Below are 17,227 nucleotides of genomic sequence, written 5' to 3' on the forward strand. Positions count from 1 at the left end.
GAGGTGCGGGGCCCACACGCGCGTACGGGGCGTCAGTCGCCCCTCTCGATCTGCAGGCTCGACGCGAACGGGTCCTCGTCGTACGAGTCGTCGAAGGACGAGGAGTCCTGGGAGATCGCCCAGATCATGAAGCCCAGGAAGACGGCGCTGACCAGGATGCCGATCGAGCCGAGGATGACGCCGGCCAGCGCCATGCCCCGGTTGGTCGCCTCGCCCCGGGCCGCCTTCTTCATGCCGATGATGCCGAAGATCAGCGCCAGGATGCCGAGGATCACCCCCAGTCCGTACATGCAGAAACCCGCGACCGCGATGATGCCGAGCACCATCGCCGTCGTGCCCATGCCGTTGGACGGGGACTGCTGCCAGCCGGGCTGGCCGTATCCCGGATGGCCGGGGTAGCCGTACCCCGAGGTGGTCGGCGGGGTCGGGGCCGCCGTCGGGTAGCCGTAGCCGCCGGACGTGTCCGCCGGGTAGCCGTACCCGGGCGTGGTCGCCGGGCCGCCGGGGGCGACCGGGGGCGGCGGGACGTCCCCGGCGGGACCTCCCGGCGCGGCCGGGAAGGACGTCATGGTCGGCTGGTCGTGCACCGGCGAGGGCGACGGCGTCGCCGGCTTGCTCAGTTCCACCCCGTCGCGGTTCGGCGGAGCCCAGGGGTCCGTCGGGTCGTACCCGCCCCGCGACTGGTCTCGGTTGTCAGACATGGGCCTCCCCCATCGTGGTCACGTCATGCTACGGCCTCACCCCTACGAGGGATCAGCCCGGCCTACGATGATCCGATGACCGATCTCCACCCCTTCATCGCGGGACTTCCCAAAGCCGAGCTGCACGTCCACCACGTCGGCTCCGCCTCGCCCCGGATCGTCGCCGAGCTCGCCGCCCGGCACCCGGACTCCAAGGTCCCCACGGACCCGGAGGCCCTCACCGACTACTTCACCTTCACGGACTTCGCGCACTTCATCGACGTCTACCTGTCGGTCGTCGACCTGGTCCGCACGCCCGAGGACGTCCGGCTGCTGACCTTCGAGATCGCCCGTGACATGGCCCGGCAGAACATCCGCTACGCCGAGCTGACCATCACCCCGTACTCCTCCACCCGCCGCGGCATCGACGAGCGCGCCTTCATGGCGGCGATCGAGGACGCCCGCAAGTCCGCCGAGGCCGAGTTCGGCACGATCCTGCGCTGGTGCTTCGACATCCCCGGCGAGGCCGGCCTCGTCTCCGCCGAGGAGACCGCGCGGCTCGCCACCACCGACGGGCTGCGCCCGGAGGGCCTGGTCTCCTTCGGTCTCGGCGGCCCGGAGATCGGCGTGCCGCGCCCGCAGTTCAAGCCGTACTTCGACCTGGCCCGCGCGGCCGGCCTGCACTCCGTCCCGCACGCCGGCGAGACGACCGGCCCGGAGACCGTCTGGGACGCGATCCGCGAGCTGGGCGCCGAGCGCATCGGCCACGGCACCAGCTCCGCCCAGGACCCCGCGCTGCTCGCACACCTCGCCGAGCACCGCATCGCCCTGGAGGTCTGCCCGACGTCGAACATCGCGACCCGGGCCGTCGCCACCCTGGAGGAGCACCCGATCCGGCAGTTCGTCGACGCCGGGGTCCTCGTCACGATCAACAGCGACGACCCGCCGATGTTCGGCACGGACCTCAACAACGAGTACGCCGTCGCCGCCCGTCTCCTCGGCCTCGACGAGCGCGGTGTCGCCGCCCTCGCCAAGAACGCGGTGGAGGCCTCGTTCCTCGACGCGGCCGGCAAGGCCCGGATCGCCGCCGAGATCGACACGTACACGAACGACTGGCTGGCGCGCTGACGGCGACGAGAATGGGGCCATGCGCTCCGTCACTGTCGTAGGCCATCGCGGCGACCCGTACCGCGTCCGTGAGAACACGCTCCCCTCGATCGCCTCGGCGATCGAGCGGGGGGCGGACGCCGTCGAGGTCGACGTCCGGCTGACGAAGGACGGGGTGCCCGTCCTGCTCCACGACGACACCCTGAAGCGCCTGTGGGGCCACGACCGGCCGCTCGCCGGCCTCACGCACGAGCGGCTGCGCGAGCTGACGCGCGGCGAGGTGCCGACCCTCCGCGATGCGCTGCTCGTCGCCGGGGACCGCCGGCTGATGCTGGACCTGCCGGGCGGGAACGAGGACTCGGTCCGCCGGATCGTCGGCACGGTCCGGGAGTGCGGGGCCGGGGAGCGCGTCTACTACTGCGCGGGCGCCGTCGCCATGCTCCAGGTGCGGGCCGCCGATCCGGCCGCCGAGATCGCCCTGACCTGGACCACGCTCGCCCCGCCCCGGCCGGTGCTGCTCGACGCCGTGCGGCCGCGGTGGCTCAACTACCGTTTCGGTCTGGTGAGTCGGGAGCTGACCGAGCGGGTCCACCGGGACGGGCTGCTCGTCTCGACCTGGACGGCGGACACCGCGCGCACCATGCGTAAGCTGATCTTGACCGGGGTCGACGCGATCACCACGAATCGGGTCGACACCCTCGCCGCCCTGTTGCGAAAGGCTCGCGCGTGAACGACCGGATCAGGACCGACATCGCCCACAACGCCCGGGTGTGGAACTACTGGCTGGGCGGCAAGGACAACTACCCGGTGGACCGCGCGGTCGGCGACACCGTCACCGGCTTCTACCCGAGCATCGGCGAAGTGGCGCGCGCGGACCGGGCGTTCCTCGGGCGGGCGGTGACCCATCTGGCCGCCGGGGCGGGCGTCCGCCAGTTCCTGGACATCGGTACGGGCCTGCCGACCGCGGACAACACCCATGAGGTGGCGCAGCGGATCGCCCCCGACGCCCGGATCGTCTACGTCGACAACGACCCGATCGTCCTGACGCACGCCCGCGCGCTCCTGACCAGCGCCCCGGAGGGCGTCACCGAGTACGTGGACGCCGACGCCCACGACCCGGAGCGGATCGTCGCGGCGGCCGCCGGTTCCCTGGACCTGTCCCGCCCGGTCGCGGTGATGATGCTCGGCATCCTCAACTTCGTCCTGGACACCGACGAGGCCCGGTCGATCGTGCGGACCCTGATGGCCGCCGTGCCCTCCGGCAGCCATCTGGTGATGACCCATCCGACGCTTGAGCCGGAGCTCGGCGGCGAGGGCAACAAGGCCGCCATGGCCTTCTGGAACGAGAACGCGACCCCGCCGATCACCGCCCGCACCCGGCAGGAGTTCGCCTCCTTCTTCGAGGGCCTCGACCTCCTGGAGCCGGGCATCGTCTCCTGCTCGCGCTGGCGGCCCTCCTCCGAGGAGGCGCACGTGGTGGCGCAGTTCGGCGCGGTGGGCCGCAAGCCGTAATGGGCATACGGGGGGACGTACGCGGCGGGTGGGAGCGGGCGCGGACCTGGGGCGCGGCGAACCCGTGGGCGGTGGACACCGGGATCGCGCTGCTGGTGCAGGCGGCGATGACGATGCCGTTCGTGGTGCCGCGCGGGCCCGATCTCGAACCGGCGACCTGGCCGGCGTACGGGCTGACGACGCTGACCGTGGTGCCGCTGGTCTGGCGGCGGCGCGCGCCGCTCACCGTGCTGCTCGCGATCCTGGCGGCGAGCGCGCTGTACAAGCTGGCCCTTGAGGGCCCCGGGCAGCCGCTGCCGTACACCGGGCTCGTCGGCGTCTACACGATCGCCGCGCTGTCGCCGGGGTGGAAGCGGCTCGCGACGGCGGGGCTCATCGTGGTCGCGGTGCCGGTCTCGGTGTGGCTCAACACCCAGTCGGCGCGCGAACTCACCTTCTCGCTCTTCGTGTTCGGCGCCGCCTATGTCTTCGGACGGCTCACCGACGCCCGGCAGCGGGCGCAGCGGGTGGAGGCCGAGCGGGCGGCGGCGCGGGAACGGGCCAGGATCGCGCGGGAGATGCACGACGTCCTGTCGCACGCGGTGAGCCTGATGGTGGTTCAGGCGGAGGCCGGCCCGGTCGCGGTGCGGGCCGCGCCGGAGCGCGCGGAGGCCGCGTTCGAGGCGATCTCGGAGACGGGCCGGGAGGCGATGGTCCAGCTGCGGCAGATGCTGGGGCTGCTGCGCGAGGGCGGTGAGACGGTGGCTCCGCGGGAGCCGCAGCCGGACCTGGCGGACCTTCCCGGTCTCCTGGAGCGGGTGCGGGCGGGTGGTCTGACCGTCGGGTACGCGACGGAGGGCGGGGTGCGGGCGCTGCCCGCGGCGACCGGGGCGAGCGTCTACCGGATCGTGCAGGAGGCGCTGACGAACGTGGTCAAGCACGCGCGGGCCCGCACGGTCGACGTCCGGCTCGCCCACGCCGACGGCGTCCTGCGGGTCACGGTGACCGACGATGGGCGCGGCCCGCAGGGCGGTCCGGGCGGGCACGGTCTGGTGGGCATCCGGGAGCGGGCCGCCGCGCACGGCGGGACGGCGGAGACGGGCCCGGGTCCGGGCGGCCGGGGGTTCGAGGTGCGGGCCCTGCTGCCCGTGCCGTGTACGGAGGTGGGGACATGACGATCCGGGTGGTGGTCGCGGACGACCAGGAACTGGTGCGCAGCGGCTTCGCGATGATCCTGGACGCGCAGCCGGACATCGAGGTGGTGGCGGAGGCCGGGGACGGGGCGGAGGCCGTCGAGGCGGTGCGGCGGCTCGCGCCGGACGTGGCGCTGCTCGACATCCGGATGCCCCGGACGGACGGCATCGAGGCCTGCCGGGCGATCAGCGCGGAGTCCGGCTGCCGGACGGTGATGCTGACGACCTTCGACACCGACGCGTACGTGTACGAGGCGCTGCACGCGGGCGCGAGCGGTTTCCTCCTCAAGGACGTGCGGCGGGACGACCTCGTGCACGCCGTACGGGTGGTGGCGGCGGGCGACTCGCTGCTCGCGCCGTCCGTGGCGCGGCGGCTCGTGGAGCAGTACACGGCGGGCGGGCCGCGCAGGACCGATCCCCGGCTCGACGCCCTCACCGGGCGGGAGCGGGAGACCCTGCTGCTGCTCGCCCGGGGCCTGTCGAACGCGGAGATCGCGGCGGAGCTGGTGGTCAGCGACCACACGGTGAAGACGCACGTGGGCAACGTGCTGGCCAAGCTGGGGCTGCGGGACCGCGTCCAGGCGGTGATCTGCGCGTACGAGACGGGGCTGGTCGCGGCGGGCTCTCCCCCGCCCGGGGGAGGCGCGGGCGCCGGTCCCTCCCCCGTGCCGGGGAGGAACTGACCCGCCGAAGACCGCCGGTGCGGGCGATCCGCCGATCGCCCCTGGTCAGCAGGATGGAGCCATCGAGAACAACGGCTCACACCACCGGAGTTGACCATGCGGAAGTCCACCCGCGCCCTGCTCGCCGCCGCCCTGGTCCTGGGCGTCGCCGCCGGGCCCGCGCTCACCCCCGCCTTCGCCGTCACGTCCCGGTCGGTGACGCAGGCCTCGACGCCCGACCTGTCGGCGGTCGTCGCGGGGCTCCCCCGCGCCGACGCGACGGCCGCGCTGGTCCGGGTCGGCGGCACCGAGGGGTCCTGGCAGGGCAGCGCGGGCGTGCACGACCTGGAGACGAACGCCCCGGCGGACCCGGCCGCCCGCTTCCGGGCCGGTTCGGTGACGAAGGTGTTCACGGCGGCGACCGTCCTCCAGCTGGCCGCGGAGGGCCGGATCGATCTGGACCGGCCGGCCCGCGCGTATCTCCCGGACCTGATCCCCGGCCACTACGCCCGGGTGACCGTGCGTCAGCTCCTGAACCACACCCACGGCATCCCGGCCGCCGACATGCCGGGCGAGACGGTCGAGGAGTGGTACGCGAACCGCTTCACGGTCCACGCTCCGGAGGAGATGGTCCGCTCGGCGACGGCGAAGCCGCGCGAGTTCCGGCCGGGCACGAAGCAGCACTACCTGAACATCGGGTACACGATCGCCGCCCTGATCGTGGAGCGGGTCACGGGCGACTCGTACGAGCACCAGGTGGAGCGGCGGATCCTGCGCCCGCTCGGGCTGCGCGACACGTACTTCCCGGGCGAGGCGGCCGAGATCACCGGCCCGTACAACCACGGCTACCAGACGATGCGGCTCGACGACGGCACGACGGGCCTGCGTGACGTCTCGGTGTGGGGGACGACGGACGGCTGGGCGGCCGGGGACCTCGTCTCGACCACCGCGGACCTGGAGCGCTTCACCCGTGTCCTGTTCGCGGGCGGTGTGGTGCGCGGTCCGCTCCTGGAGGAGATGTTCACGCTGCCGGAGGTCCCCGACCTCAAGAGCGGCGATCCGGCCGCGTACTCCGTCGGCCTGTCGATGAAGCGGCTCGGCGGCCGGGAGGTGTGGGGCAAGACGGGTGGCCGCTGGGGCTACAACACGGCCATCGCCTCGACCCGCGACGGCGCCCGCACGCTCGTCTACAGCGTCAACTCCACCGACGCCAAGGGCCAGGACATGAACCCGACGGCCCTGCGCCTGATGGTGGCGGCCTACGGCCTGCCCGACTGAACGGCCTGCGGCTCGACGACTTCGAGCCGCTTGATCATCCGGCGTACGTGGAGCAGCGGCAGGATGCCGATGACGCCGAAGGACATGTCGATGACCGACCACCAGAAGGGGATGTCCCGGATCGGTCCGCAGATCAGGGCCAGGGGGATGATGCCGACGCAGGCGATCATGCCGAACTCGACGACCCAGACGTTGCGGACGGGGTCGCGGTAGGCGCCGTAGAAGGCGACCGCGATGACGAGGTGGGCGAAGGCGAGCCAGTCGGTGCCGTAGAGCAGGTACGGGGCCTGCCCGTCGGCGGCGGCGACCCCCTCCCGCACCCGGTGGATCCACTCGGCGAGGCCGGGGAAGAGGTCGGCCACGGGCGAGGCCCAGCCGACCAGGGCGGAGTCGAGGAACCGGAGTTCGGTCACGAGCGGGAAGGCGGTGGCCCCGCTCAGGACCAGACAGACGACGAAGACGATCAGCCAGACGCGGATGCGCGTGAGAAGGGCTCTCGGCCCGTTCGTGTCGCTCATGGGGCCAGCGTACGCCCTTCTTGAACGCGTTCAGAAGTCAGGGGCGGTGCTTTTTGAGCGCGTTCAAGAGGAGGGGTCTCACAGCCCGACGATCGAGTTCCACCGCTTCGCGAACTCCTGGCGCTCCTCGGTGGTGATGTCCCGGGCGATGGCGAGCCGGCCGCGCATGTCGGCGTCCGGGAAGATCAGCGGGTCCTCGGCGAGCGCCACGAGCTCCTCGTCGCCGGAGTCCGCGAGGACGTCCTGCGCGGCCGGCACCGGACAGACGTAGTTGACCCAGGCGGCGAGTTCGGCGGCGACCTCGGGCTCGTAGTAGTAGTCGACGAGCTTCTCGGCGTTGGCCTTGTGCCGGGCGAGGTTGGGCACCATGAGGGACTCGGCCCACAGTTCGGCGCCCTCCTCGGGGACGACGAACTCGATGTCCGGGTTGTCGGCCTGGAGCTGGATGACGTCGCCGGAGTACGCCTGGCAGGCGAGGACGTCGCCGGTGGACAGGTCCTTGATGTAGTCGTTCCCGGTGAAGCGCCGGATGTGCTTCGTCCGGACGAGCCCCTCGATCCGCTCGCACAGGGCGTGGAAGTCGTCGCCGGTCCACCGCGTCACGTCGACGCCCTCGCCCAGCATGAGCAGGGCGAAGGACTCGTCGAGCCCGGACAGCAGGGTGACCTTGCCGCGCAGGTCGTCGGCCCACAGTTCCCGGGTGGAGCGCAGTTCCCGGCCGAGCTTCTTCCGGTTGTACGCGATGCCGGTGATCCCGGACTGCCAGGGCACGCTGTGCAGCCGGCCGGGGTCGAAGGCGGGCGAGTCCAGCTGCGGGTCGATGTGGCGCGCGACGTTCGGCTGGGCGGCGCGGTCCATCTCCTGGACCCAGCCGAGGCGGACGAAGCGGGCGGCCATCCAGTCGCTGACGACGATCAGGTCGCGCCCGGTCTCCTGGTGGTTCATCAGGGACGGGCTGATCTTGCCGAAGAACTCGTCGTTGTCGTTGATCTCCTCGGTGTACCGCACGGAGATCCCGGTCCGCTTCCGGAAGGCGTCGAGGGTCGGCCGCTTCGACGCGTCGTCGTCATCGGTGTCGATGTACAGCGGCCAGTTGGCGAAGTCGAGCGTCCGGTCGCGCGCCGAGAGGTCCCGGCCGGCCCGGTCGCCCTCCTCGACGTAGGCGCCCGGGACCCCGCAGCCGGCGAGCAGGGCCCCGGCACCGGCACCGCCGATGCCGCGCAGCAGGGACCGGCGGGACATGTGTTTCCTGGCTGTCGCTCTCACCCGAGCAGCATCCCGGCCCGCCGCGACCTGCGGCAATGGACGGTCCGTCAAGCAACGGCGCGCGGCCCCGACACCCTGTCGATCAAGGTGTCGGGGCCGCGCGGGAGTTCGGGGCGGGATCAGCCCAGGGAGGTCATGACGTGCTTGATGCGCGTGTAGTCCTCGAAGCCGTAGGCGGAGAGGTCCTTGCCGTAGCCGGACTTCTTGTAGCCGCCGTGGGGCATCTCGGCGACGAGCGGGATGTGGGTGTTGATCCACACGCAGCCGAAGTCGAGGGACTTGGACATGCGCATCGCGCGCGCGTGGTCCTTGGTCCAGACGGAGGAGGCGAGGGCGTACTCGACGCCGTTCGCGAACTCCAGGGCCTGGGCCTCGTCCGTGAAGGACTGGACGGTGATGACCGGGCCGAAGACCTCGTTCTGCACGATCTCGTCGTCCTGCTTGAGGCCGGAGACGACGGTCGGGGCGTAGAAGTAGCCCTTGTCGCCGACGCGGTGACCGCCGGCCTCGACCTTGGCGTGGGCCGGGAGGCGGTCGATGAAGCCGGTGACCTGCTTCAGCTGGTTGGCGTTGTTGAGCGGGCCGTACAGCACGTCCTCGTCGTCCGGCTGACCCGTCTTCGTCTCGGCGGCGGCCTTGGCGAGGGCGGCGACGAACTCGTCGTGGATGGACTCGTGCACGAGGACACGGGTCGCGGCGGTGCAGTCCTGGCCGGCGTTGAAGAAGCCGGCGACCGAGATGTCCTCGACGGCCTTCTCGATGTCGGTGTCCTCGAAGACGACGACCGGGGCCTTGCCGCCCAGCTCCAGGTGGACGCGCTTGACGTCCTTGGCCGCCGACTCGGCGACCTGCATGCCGGCGCGGACCGAGCCGGTGATGGAGGCCATCGCCGGGGTCGGGTGCTCGACCATGGCCTTGCCCGTCTCGCGGTCGCCGCAGACGACGTTGAAGACGCCCTTGGGGACGATCTGACCGATGATCTCGGCCATCAGGACGGTCGACGCGGGGGTCGTGTCCGAAGGCTTGAGGACGACGGTGTTGCCCGCGGCGAGCGCCGGGGCGAACTTCCACACGGCCATCATCATCGGGTAGTTCCACGGCGCGACCTGCGCGCAGACGCCGACCGGCTCGCGGCGGACGATGGAGGTCATGCCCTCCATGTACTCGCCGGCCGAACGGCCCTCGAGCAGCCGGGCGGCACCGGCGAAGAAGCGGATCTGGTCCACCATCGGCGGGATCTCTTCGCTGGCGGTGAGGGCGACCGGCTTGCCGGTGTTCTCGACCTCGGCGGCGATGAGCTCCTCGGCGCGCTCCTCGAAGGCGTCCGCGATCTTGAGGAGCACCTTCTGGCGCTCGGACGGCGTGCTGTCACGCCAGGCGGGGAAGGCGGCCGCGGCGGCCTCCATGGCGGCGTCGACGTCGGCCTGCCCGGAAAGCGGGGAGGTGGCGTACACCTCGCCCGTGGCCGGGTTGACCACGTCGATGGTGCGGCCGTCGGCCGCGTCGCGGAACTCCCCGTTGATGTAGTTACGCAGCCGGCGCAGCTCGGTGGTCACTTGCCACCCCTCCTGTCACGTTCTGTCTTCGCACGTCCTTGTGCGGTGTCCCGATGGACGAGACACCCCAGCCTAATCGGTTCACTGACGCTTTCAACAGCCCCGACCCCCCTCAACTTCGGATTCAGTGAGATCAAGAGCGCTTCACAACGAATTTCATCAGTCTGGGCTTGCATGACTGACAATCTCGGTGCACAGTGAAGTCGTGGCCAGTCGAAGCACAGACCCCAGAACCGGAACCGGTTCGTCCCCGACGATCGACGCCGTCTCCCTGGCGATCATCAAGCAGCTCCAGGAGGACGGTCGCCGTCCTTACGCCGCCATCGGAAAGGCCGTCGGCCTCTCCGAAGCGGCCGTGAGGCAGCGCGTCCAGAAGCTGCTCGACCAGGGCGTCATGCAGATCGTCGCCGTCACCGACCCCCTCACCGTGGGTTTCCGACGGCAGGCGATGGTCGGCATCAACGTCGAGGGTGACCTGGATCCGGTCGCGGAGGCACTGACGGCCATGGCCGAGTGCGAGTACGTGGTGATGACCGCGGGCTCCTTCGACCTGATGGTGGAGATCGTCTGTGAGGACGACGATCACCTGCTGGATGTGATCAACAAGCGCATCCGCACCCTCCCCGGCGTGCGCTCCACCGAGAGCTTCGTCTACCTCAAGCTCAAGAAGCAGACCTATATGTGGGGAACTCGATAATCGTGACCCAGGACCTCTCCAAGACCGCGTACGACCACCTGTGGATGCACTTCACCCGCATGTCGTCGTACGAGAACTCGCCCGTTCCCACCATCGTGCGTGGTGAGGGCACCTACATCTTCGACGACAAGGGCAAGCGCTACCTCGACGGTCTCGCGGGTCTCTTCGTGGTCAACGCCGGACACGGCCGCCAGGAGCTGGCCGAGGTCGCGTACAACCAGGCCAAGGAACTCGCGTTCTTCCCCGTGTGGTCGTACGCGCACCCCAAGGCCGTCGAGCTCGCCGAGCGCCTCGCGGACTACGCCCCGGGCGACCTCAACAAGGTCTTCTTCACCACCGGTGGCGGCGAGGCCGTCGAGACCGCCTGGAAGCTCGCCAAGCAGTACTTCAAGCTGCAGGGCAAGCACACCAAGTACAAGGTCATCTCGCGTGCGGTCGCCTACCACGGCACCCCGCAGGGCGCCCTGTCCATCACCGGCCTGCCGGCCCTCAAGGCCCCCTTCGAGCCGCTGGTCCCCGGCGCGCACAAGGTGCCGAACACCAACATCTACCGCGCCCCGATCCACGGCGACGACCCCGAGGCCTTCGGCCGCTGGGCCGCCGACCAGATCGAGCAGCAGATCCTCTTCGAGGGCCCCGAGACCGTCGCGGCCGTCTTCCTGGAGCCGGTGCAGAACGCCGGCGGCTGCTTCCCGCCGCCGCCCGGCTACTTCCAGCGCGTCCGCGAGATCTGCGACCAGTACGACGTGCTGCTCGTCTCCGACGAGACGATCTGCGCCTTCGGCCGCCTCGGCACGATGTTCGCCTGTGACAAGTTCGGCTACGTGCCGGACATGATCACCTGCGCCAAGGGCATGACCTCGGGCTACTCCCCGATCGGCGCCTGCATCGTCTCGGACCGCATCGCGGAGCCGTTCTACAAGGGCGACAACACCTTCCTGCACGGCTACACCTTCGGTGGCCACCCGGTGTCCTCGGCGGTCGCGATCGCCAACCTCGACATCTTCGACAAGGAAGGCCTGAACCAGCACGTCCTCGACCAGGAGGGCAACTTCTTCAACACCCTGAAGAAGCTGCACGACCTCCCCATCGTCGGCGACGTCCGCGGCAACGGCTTCTTCTACGGCATCGAGCTCGTCAAGGACAAGGTCACCAAGGAGTCCTTCACGGACGAGGAGACCGAGCGCGTCCTGTACGGCTTCCTCTCCAAGGCACTGTTCGACAACGGCCTGTACTGCCGCGCCGACGACCGTGGCGACCCGGTCATCCAGCTGGCCCCGCCGCTGATCGCCGACCAGGGCACCTTCGACGAGATCGAGGGAATCCTGCGCTCGGTGCTCACCGAGGCGTGGACCAAGCTGTAAGCACGGGGCTGTAAGGACCGACCACGGCGGTCCCCCAGCATCACGCCGCCCTCACGGCGTGACCCCACGGCCCGGGCATGCCGCCATCCGAGTGGATGGCGGCGGCCCGGGCCGTGTGCTGTCCGTACAACCGGATATGGATCCTTACGGTGCCGAGTGACCGACAGGCCCGTCCCTTCGTTCCCCCGGACGGGGGTTGGGTCTGTCTTTCGGATCAGGCCGGATCAGGGAGCGGGGCCCGGCCTGATCCGAAAGACAGGCCCTAGGCGAGTATCGGATCCGATCATCGAGGTGTACGCGATGGCCCCACCGGACAACGACGTGCTCTGGGCGCGTTCCCTGCACTGCGCCCTGGGCGGTTCGGACGCGCTCAGCGGCGTCTCCCTCGGCGTCCGCGAAGGCGAGATCCTCGCCGTCGTGGGCCCCCGCGGCAGCGGCAAGACCACCCTCCTGCGCTGCCTCTCCGGCCAGCTCGTCGCCCAGCAGGGCGAGGTCTGGTTCAACAGCGGCCCGGTGCACACCCTGGGCCCCGCCCAGCGCGAACGGCTCCGCCGCGACCGCTTCGGCTGGATCGACCCCGAGCCCGGCCTCGTCCCCGAGCTCACCGGCTGGGAGAACGCCGCCCTGCCGCTGCTGCTCCGCGGCACCTCCCACCGGGCCGCGAAGACCGCCGCCCTGGAATGGCTGGAGCGGCTCGACATCGGCGGCTGCGCCCGCAAGCGGCCGCACGCCCTCACCCAGTCCCAGCGCCAGCGCATCGCGATCGCCCGCGCCCTGGTCACCACCCCGTCGGTCCTCTTCGCCGACGAACCGACCGCCACCCTGCACCGGGCCGACGGCGCGCAGGTCCTGCGCACCCTCACGGCCGCGGCCCGCTCGCACGACATCACCGTGCTCCTCGCCACCCACGACGGCGAGGTCGCGGCGCTCGCCGACCGCACCGTCACCCTCCTCGACGGGCGCAGGGTCGCCGCGGTACCCCCGGCGTCAGGGGCGGAGGGCGTCGCCGCGTGCTCGCTCTCCGTCTAGCCCGCGGGACCCACCCCCTCGTCCTGACGCGCCGGCTCCTCGTCGCCGCCGCGGCCGCGGGGGTGGGCTTCCTCCTGCTCTGCACCCTCGGATACGCCGTCGGGCACCCCGACCGGTCCTCGGCGTCCGTGCTGCGGCTGCTCTGGTGCGCCCTGCCGCTCGCCGCCACGGTCCAGTTCGCCGTCGCGGTGGCCCGCACCGACCCCAGCACCCGACCGCGCCCCGGGCTCTCCGCCATCGGCCTCGGCCCCGCCCGGCTCACCGCGATCGCCGCCGCCTCGACGGCCGTCGCCTGCACGCTCGGCTCCACGGTCGCGCTCCTGTTCTACCTGCACCTGCGCGGCGACATCACGGGCCTGCCCTTCGACGGGGCGGCCGCCGGGCTCCTCGCCGCCGACCAGCCGGTCCCCCTCGCGGCCGCCCTCACCCTGCTCGCCGTCCTGCCGGTCGCCGCCGCCACGGCGGCCGGCCTGGCGCTGCGGCCCCGCACCGCGCCCGCCGCGCCGGAGGGCGTCGAGAAGGCGATGCCGTCCGGGCTGCCCTGGGGGGTCGCCCTGGTCGCGGTGGGCCTCGCGAGCGAGACGTACGCGAGCCGGGGCGGCTCCGGGAGCGGCCTGCCGCTGCCGGGCGGCTTCGACGGCAACCCGGCGGGCGTCCTCGTCGGCTGGGTCCTCACCGCCGTGGGCCTCGCCATGGCCGGGCCGGGCCTCGCGTACGGCTGCGGCCGGCTCCTCCAGGCCGTCCGGCCGGGCGCCACCCGGCTGCTCGCGGGCCGCGTCCTGATGGACGAGTCCCGCCGCATCGGCCGGCCGCTCGGGGTGGTCAGCGCGGTGCTCTCCGGCCTCCTCGCGGCGTCGCAGCTGTACGCGTCGGACGGGGGCTCCGAGGCCTTCGGCCCCCTCACCGGCCTCGGCGCCGCCCTGATCCTGGCCTGCACCACCGCCACCCTCCTGACCGCCGCACTGGAATCCCGGCAGGGCCGCGCCCACACCACCGAGGCACTCCTGCGCATCGGCGCCCCGCCCACCGTCCTGCGCACGGCGGCCCTGCTGCGCGCCGCCGCCCTGCTCACCGTCTTCCTCCCGCTGACCTGGGCGGTCGCGGAACTGGCGGCCCTGCCACTGACGGGCTGAGGCGGCCGGGGCACCGGCGGCGCCGCCGTCGAGGGGCCGAACCGACCCACGGCACCGACGGCGCCGCCACCGACCGGCCGGACCGGCCATCTCCGCTGACCGGCCGGTCCGGCCGTCTCCGCTCTCGGCCGGCTATCGGCCGCCGAGCCGTTCGCCTCCGCCACCGACCGGTCGAGGTCGCCCGTACGCGGAGGGCCGCCCGTACGAAGGGGCCCGCCCGTACGAGGGCCGCCCGCACGAGGCCGGCCCCCGGGGCTCCCGCACGGGGCCGCCCACACGAGGAGCCGCCCGCACGGGGGCCCGCCCGCCGTGGCGGCCCCTATCGTGGGCCCATGGCGACGCTCCCCCCGGCACCCCGCCCGCCCGGACCGCGCGGGCACGGGCGCGAGATCCACACCCTCACCGAGTTCGACGCGGCGCTCGCCCGGTCCGGCTCGCTCGCCGGGCTGCGGATCCAGTCGGTCGACCTCACCGACCGGACCTTCGCCCTGCTCTCCGCCGTCACCGCCGACGCCGTCTTCCTCGGCTGCCCCATGGAGCCGGAGGCCGCCGCCAAGGTCCGCGCCGACGGAGCCCTCGTCTTCCCACCCGTCCCCGAGCTGCCCTTCGACCCCTACCGGGCGCGGCTCTACACGCCCGAGGAGCTCTTCGAGGGGATCTCCGACGCCGGGTACGAGGGGACGCCGGACGCGCGCACGTACGCCTGGTTCGGCCGGACCAGGGCCGACGGCGACATCCTCTCCTCGATGCTCCGCTCCCTGCACGACGATGCCGTCTCCGACGCCCTCGACGAGCTCCTCGACGGGTCCCGGGTCGTCGGCGTCATGGGCGGGCACGCGATGGGCCGGGGCACGGAGGCGTACGCGGGCGCGGCCCGGCTCGGCAGGACCCTGGCCCGCGCCGGGCTGACCGTGGCGACCGGCGGCGGGCCGGGCGCGATGGAGGCCGCGAACCTCGGCGCGTACCTCGCCCCCTTCGACGACGCGGCCTTCGCCTCGTCGCTCGACCTGCTCGCCCGGGCTCCCTCCTTCACCCCGTCGGTGACGGACTGGGCCCGCGCCGCCTTCGCGGTCCGGGCCCGGTGGCCGGGCGGCGGGGACTCGGTCGGCATCCCCACCTGGTTCTACGGCCACGAGCCGCCCAACCCCTTCGCCGGGCACATCGCCAAGTACTTCGCCAACGCCACCCGCGAGGACGGCCTCCTGGCCCGCTCGACGGCGGGCGTCGTCTTCCTGCCGGGCGCGGCGGGCACGGTCCAGGAGATCTTCGACAACGCGACCCCGAACTACTACGGGTCCCGGGGTGCCCCGACCCCGATGGTCCTGGTGAACCGCGCCCACTGGACCACCCGCCTCCCGGCCTGGCCCCTCCTGGAGACCCTCGCCGCCGGCCGCCCGATGGCGGCCCGGATCGCCCTGGTGGACTCGATCGACGAGGCCCCGGAGGCACTGGAGCGCCTCGGGAAGTAGCACCCCTCCGCCGCGCGGCGGAGACGGACGCGCCCTCGGGCCGACGCCCGCACGGGCCCTGTGGCGGGAGGCTCGGGCCATGACACCGAAGACCCTCCTGGCCACATGGCCGTCCTGGGCGGCCCGCGCCGCCCTCGTCTGGTCGCTGCTGTACGCCGCGGGCGCGGCCCTCGCCGCCCTCACCGGCCCCGCCTTCGGCTACGCCCTCCTGGCCAAGGGCACCGGCACCGGACCGGAGGCGGGCGCGGCGGTGCTGTACGGAGCCGCCGCCGTCCTCGCGTACGCACTGCTGCGCCGCCCCGGTGTCCGGTGGCTCTCGACGGCGGCCTGGGCGGCTGTCGCGCTCTGTCTGACCTCCGGTTTCCCGGCCCTCCTCAGCCCCGTTCACCTGCTGTTCTTCCTGTCCCGCAACCAGGATCCGGTCAACTGGGCGGCCCTGGCCAACCAGTTCCTCGCCGTCCTCGGCGCGGTGCTGTGGGGCTGCGCGGCCCTCGCCCACCGTCGCCGGACGCTGGGTGTGTGCCCGTACTGCGGCGGGCGCGGCCACGGCGCCGGGACCACGGACGCCGGGCCGGCGGAATCCGCCGGCCCCGTCCCCGTCGCCCCGCTCGCCACCCGCGCCGGCCTCGTCGCCGTCGCCGCCCTCGTCCCGTACACCGTCCTGAAGACGCTCTGGGCGCTGGGCGTCACCCCCGGCTACACGGGCACCGGCCGCCCGGGCGCCGACCCGGAGTACACCAGCGACCTGGGGCTCTGGCTGTACGACCACGGCGTCGACATCACCGCCGTCCTGGCCCTGCTCGGCATGGCCCTCGCGCTCGCGCTGACCCGCCCCTGGGGCCGGCGGCTGCCCCGGCTTCCGCTGGTCGCGCTCGGCTGGACCGGGGCGGGCGCGCTGGCCCCGTTCGGGGCCTTCCTGGCCGCGTTCGGCGTGCTGGCCTGGACCGGAGCGATCACCGTCGGCATGGCGGACCACGCCCCCTGGGTGGTCGCCGTCGCCTACGGCGGTTTCTGCGGCTACGGTCTCGCCCTCGCCCGGGTCACCCGCGTGTACCAGCGGGCGACCCGTACGGCCTGCGAACGCTGCTAGCGGCTCACTTCCGCCAGTAGACGTGGTGCGTCACCTTGCCGCTCGGACTGGGCACGACGTCGCGGTGGAAGCGGTCGAGCAGCTCGTCGGGCGAGTCCCAGAGCTTCACTCCCGCCCCGAGCTTCACCGGCGACACCGCGACGTGCAGGGTGTCGACGAGGTCGGCGTCGAGGAACTCCCGGATGGTGGTGGCCCCGCCGCCCAGGCGGACGTCCTTGCCCCTCGCCGCCTCCCGCGCCATCCCGAGGGCCGTGGCGGGGTCGGCGTCGACGAAGTGGAACGTGGTGTCGGAGAGCGTGAACGAGGGGCGCGGGTGGTGGGTCAGCACGAACACCGGCGTGTGGAACGGCGGCTCGTCACCCCACCAGCCGCGCCACTCCTCGTCCTGCCAGGGCCCGCGCTGCGGGCCGAACTTGTTGCGGCCCATGATCTCGGCGCCGATGTTCCGCGAGAAGTCCCGCGTGAAGTAGTCGTCGAGGCCACGGCTGCCGCCGGGGTCGGTGCGGTTCGGCCAGCTCGCCGTGGCCCCCGCCCAGGAGAACATCTCCCCGGGATCCGCGTGCCCGAACGGCCGCTCCAGGCTCTGGCCCTCACCCGTACCGAATCCGTCGGACGAGACCATGAAGTTCTGGACTCTGAGCAACTGGCCCATGGTGGTACCTCCCGCGTGGTCGACAGAAAGACGACGAACAAC

17 protein-coding genes are annotated in these 17,227 nt (G+C 72.4%); 12 read left to right on the top strand and 5 right to left on the bottom strand.

Features of this window, described 5'->3' with window-relative positions; genetic code table 11:
- Positions 1-32: 32 nt before the first annotated feature.
- Positions 33-701, bottom strand: a complete 669-nt coding sequence (locus tag BLW86_RS10810; RefSeq protein WP_093873845.1) for a DUF4190 domain-containing protein — start codon at positions 699-701, stop codon at positions 33-35.
- A gap of 75 nt (positions 702-776) precedes the next feature.
- On the opposite strand from BLW86_RS10810, the gene BLW86_RS10815 reads away from it, so the two are divergent.
- The 6 genes from BLW86_RS10815 (at position 777) to BLW86_RS10840 (ending at position 6,411) form a co-directional block, all read left to right on the top strand.
- Complete coding sequence (locus BLW86_RS10815) at positions 777-1,808, top strand: adenosine deaminase (protein WP_093873846.1); 1,032 nt, start codon at positions 777-779, stop codon at positions 1,806-1,808.
- 19 nt (positions 1,809-1,827) lie between these two features.
- On the top strand, positions 1,828-2,517 hold the full coding sequence (locus BLW86_RS10820; RefSeq protein WP_093873847.1) for a glycerophosphodiester phosphodiesterase: 690 nt from the start codon (positions 1,828-1,830) through the stop codon (positions 2,515-2,517).
- Positions 2,514-3,299 (top strand): SAM-dependent methyltransferase, encoded by a 786-nt coding sequence (locus tag BLW86_RS10825; RefSeq protein WP_093873848.1) that lies wholly within the window; start codon positions 2,514-2,516, stop codon positions 3,297-3,299. The genes BLW86_RS10820 and BLW86_RS10825 overlap by 4 nt, the downstream gene beginning before the upstream one ends.
- Positions 3,299-4,453 (top strand): sensor histidine kinase, encoded by a 1,155-nt coding sequence (locus BLW86_RS10830; protein ID WP_093873849.1) that lies wholly within the window; start codon positions 3,299-3,301, stop codon positions 4,451-4,453. The genes BLW86_RS10825 and BLW86_RS10830 overlap by 1 nt, the downstream gene beginning before the upstream one ends.
- A complete protein-coding gene (locus BLW86_RS10835) occupies positions 4,450-5,154 on the top strand; it encodes a response regulator (protein ID WP_093873850.1) in 705 nt (234 codons plus the stop codon). The genes BLW86_RS10830 and BLW86_RS10835 overlap by 4 nt, the downstream gene beginning before the upstream one ends.
- Positions 5,155-5,250: 96 nt before the next feature.
- A complete protein-coding gene (locus tag BLW86_RS10840) occupies positions 5,251-6,411 on the top strand; it encodes a serine hydrolase domain-containing protein (protein WP_093873851.1) in 1,161 nt (386 codons plus the stop codon).
- Here the strand turns inward: BLW86_RS10840 and BLW86_RS10845 are convergent.
- The 3 genes from BLW86_RS10845 to BLW86_RS10855 form a co-directional block, all read right to left on the bottom strand.
- Positions 6,393-6,929 (bottom strand): hypothetical protein, encoded by a 537-nt coding sequence (locus BLW86_RS10845; protein WP_093873852.1) that lies wholly within the window; start codon positions 6,927-6,929, stop codon positions 6,393-6,395. The two genes, BLW86_RS10840 and BLW86_RS10845, sit on opposite strands and share 19 nt — an antisense overlap.
- 78 nt (positions 6,930-7,007) lie before the next feature.
- Positions 7,008-8,171: a polyamine ABC transporter substrate-binding protein gene (locus tag BLW86_RS10850; RefSeq protein WP_093873853.1), complete on the bottom strand. Its 1,164-nt coding sequence runs from the start codon at positions 8,169-8,171 to the stop codon at positions 7,008-7,010.
- A gap of 143 nt (positions 8,172-8,314) precedes the next feature.
- A complete protein-coding gene (locus BLW86_RS10855) occupies positions 8,315-9,751 on the bottom strand; it encodes a gamma-aminobutyraldehyde dehydrogenase (protein ID WP_093873854.1) in 1,437 nt (478 codons plus the stop codon).
- 205 nt (positions 9,752-9,956) lie between these two features.
- Here BLW86_RS10855 and BLW86_RS10860 point away from each other — a divergent pair, with 205 nt between their 5' ends.
- From BLW86_RS10860 to BLW86_RS10885, 6 genes are all read left to right on the top strand, one after another.
- Positions 9,957-10,448, top strand: coding sequence for an Lrp/AsnC family transcriptional regulator (locus BLW86_RS10860; RefSeq protein ID WP_030690618.1), 492 nt, complete (start codon positions 9,957-9,959; stop codon positions 10,446-10,448).
- Positions 10,433-11,812, top strand: a complete 1,380-nt coding sequence (locus BLW86_RS10865; RefSeq protein ID WP_177181626.1) for an aspartate aminotransferase family protein — start codon at positions 10,433-10,435, stop codon at positions 11,810-11,812. Before BLW86_RS10860 ends, BLW86_RS10865 begins: the two co-directional genes overlap by 16 nt.
- Positions 11,813-12,112: 300 nt before the next feature.
- Positions 12,113-12,841: an ABC transporter ATP-binding protein gene (locus BLW86_RS10870; RefSeq protein ID WP_093873856.1), complete on the top strand. Its 729-nt coding sequence runs from the start codon at positions 12,113-12,115 to the stop codon at positions 12,839-12,841.
- Positions 12,823-13,974 carry a hypothetical protein gene (locus BLW86_RS10875; RefSeq protein ID WP_093873857.1) on the top strand — a complete coding sequence of 384 codons (1,152 nt, stop codon included), beginning with the start codon at positions 12,823-12,825 and terminating at the stop codon, positions 13,972-13,974. Before BLW86_RS10870 ends, BLW86_RS10875 begins: the two co-directional genes overlap by 19 nt.
- Before the next feature lie 332 nt (positions 13,975-14,306).
- On the top strand, positions 14,307-15,443 hold the full coding sequence (locus tag BLW86_RS10880; protein ID WP_093873858.1) for an LOG family protein: 1,137 nt from the start codon (positions 14,307-14,309) through the stop codon (positions 15,441-15,443).
- A gap of 79 nt (positions 15,444-15,522) precedes the next feature.
- Complete coding sequence (locus tag BLW86_RS10885; protein WP_093873859.1) at positions 15,523-16,533, top strand: hypothetical protein; 1,011 nt, start codon at positions 15,523-15,525, stop codon at positions 16,531-16,533.
- Positions 16,534-16,537: 4 nt separating this feature from the next.
- Here BLW86_RS10885 and BLW86_RS10890 read toward each other — a convergent pair whose 3' ends face one another.
- Positions 16,538-17,185, bottom strand: a complete 648-nt coding sequence (locus BLW86_RS10890; protein ID WP_093873860.1) for a dihydrofolate reductase family protein — start codon at positions 17,183-17,185, stop codon at positions 16,538-16,540.
- Between the last annotated feature and the right edge of the window lie 42 nt (positions 17,186-17,227).

This window comes from Streptomyces sp. TLI_105 (genome assembly GCF_900105415.1).
Lineage (GTDB): Bacteria > Actinomycetota > Actinomycetes > Streptomycetales > Streptomycetaceae > Streptomyces.

What these genes read in the sequence shown, in the direction of transcription:
- BLW86_RS10840 (WP_093873851.1), top strand. Translation starts at nt 5,251, where the DNA reads ATGCGGAAGTCCACCCGCGCCCTGCTCGCCGCCGCCCTGGTCCTGGGC.
- BLW86_RS10885 (WP_093873859.1), top strand. Translation starts at nt 15,523, where the DNA reads ATGACACCGAAGACCCTCCTGGCCACATGGCCGTCCTGGGCGGCCCGC.
- BLW86_RS10835 (WP_093873850.1), top strand. Translation starts at nt 4,450, where the DNA reads ATGACGATCCGGGTGGTGGTCGCGGACGACCAGGAACTGGTGCGCAGC.
- BLW86_RS10890 (WP_093873860.1), bottom strand. Translation starts at nt 17,185, where the DNA reads ATGGGCCAGTTGCTCAGAGTCCAGAACTTCATGGTCTCGTCCGACGGA.
- BLW86_RS10850 (WP_093873853.1), bottom strand. Translation starts at nt 8,171, where the DNA reads ATGTCCCGCCGGTCCCTGCTGCGCGGCATCGGCGGTGCCGGTGCCGGG.
- BLW86_RS10830 (WP_093873849.1), top strand. Translation starts at nt 3,299, where the DNA reads ATGGGCATACGGGGGGACGTACGCGGCGGGTGGGAGCGGGCGCGGACC.
- BLW86_RS10810 (WP_093873845.1), bottom strand. Translation starts at nt 701, where the DNA reads ATGTCTGACAACCGAGACCAGTCGCGGGGCGGGTACGACCCGACGGAC.
- BLW86_RS10845 (WP_093873852.1), bottom strand. Translation starts at nt 6,929, where the DNA reads ATGAGCGACACGAACGGGCCGAGAGCCCTTCTCACGCGCATCCGCGTC.
- BLW86_RS10870 (WP_093873856.1), top strand. Translation starts at nt 12,113, where the DNA reads ATGGCCCCACCGGACAACGACGTGCTCTGGGCGCGTTCCCTGCACTGC.
- BLW86_RS10880 (WP_093873858.1), top strand. Translation starts at nt 14,307, where the DNA reads ATGGCGACGCTCCCCCCGGCACCCCGCCCGCCCGGACCGCGCGGGCAC.
- BLW86_RS10820 (WP_093873847.1), top strand. Translation starts at nt 1,828, where the DNA reads ATGCGCTCCGTCACTGTCGTAGGCCATCGCGGCGACCCGTACCGCGTC.
- BLW86_RS10815 (WP_093873846.1), top strand. Translation starts at nt 777, where the DNA reads ATGACCGATCTCCACCCCTTCATCGCGGGACTTCCCAAAGCCGAGCTG.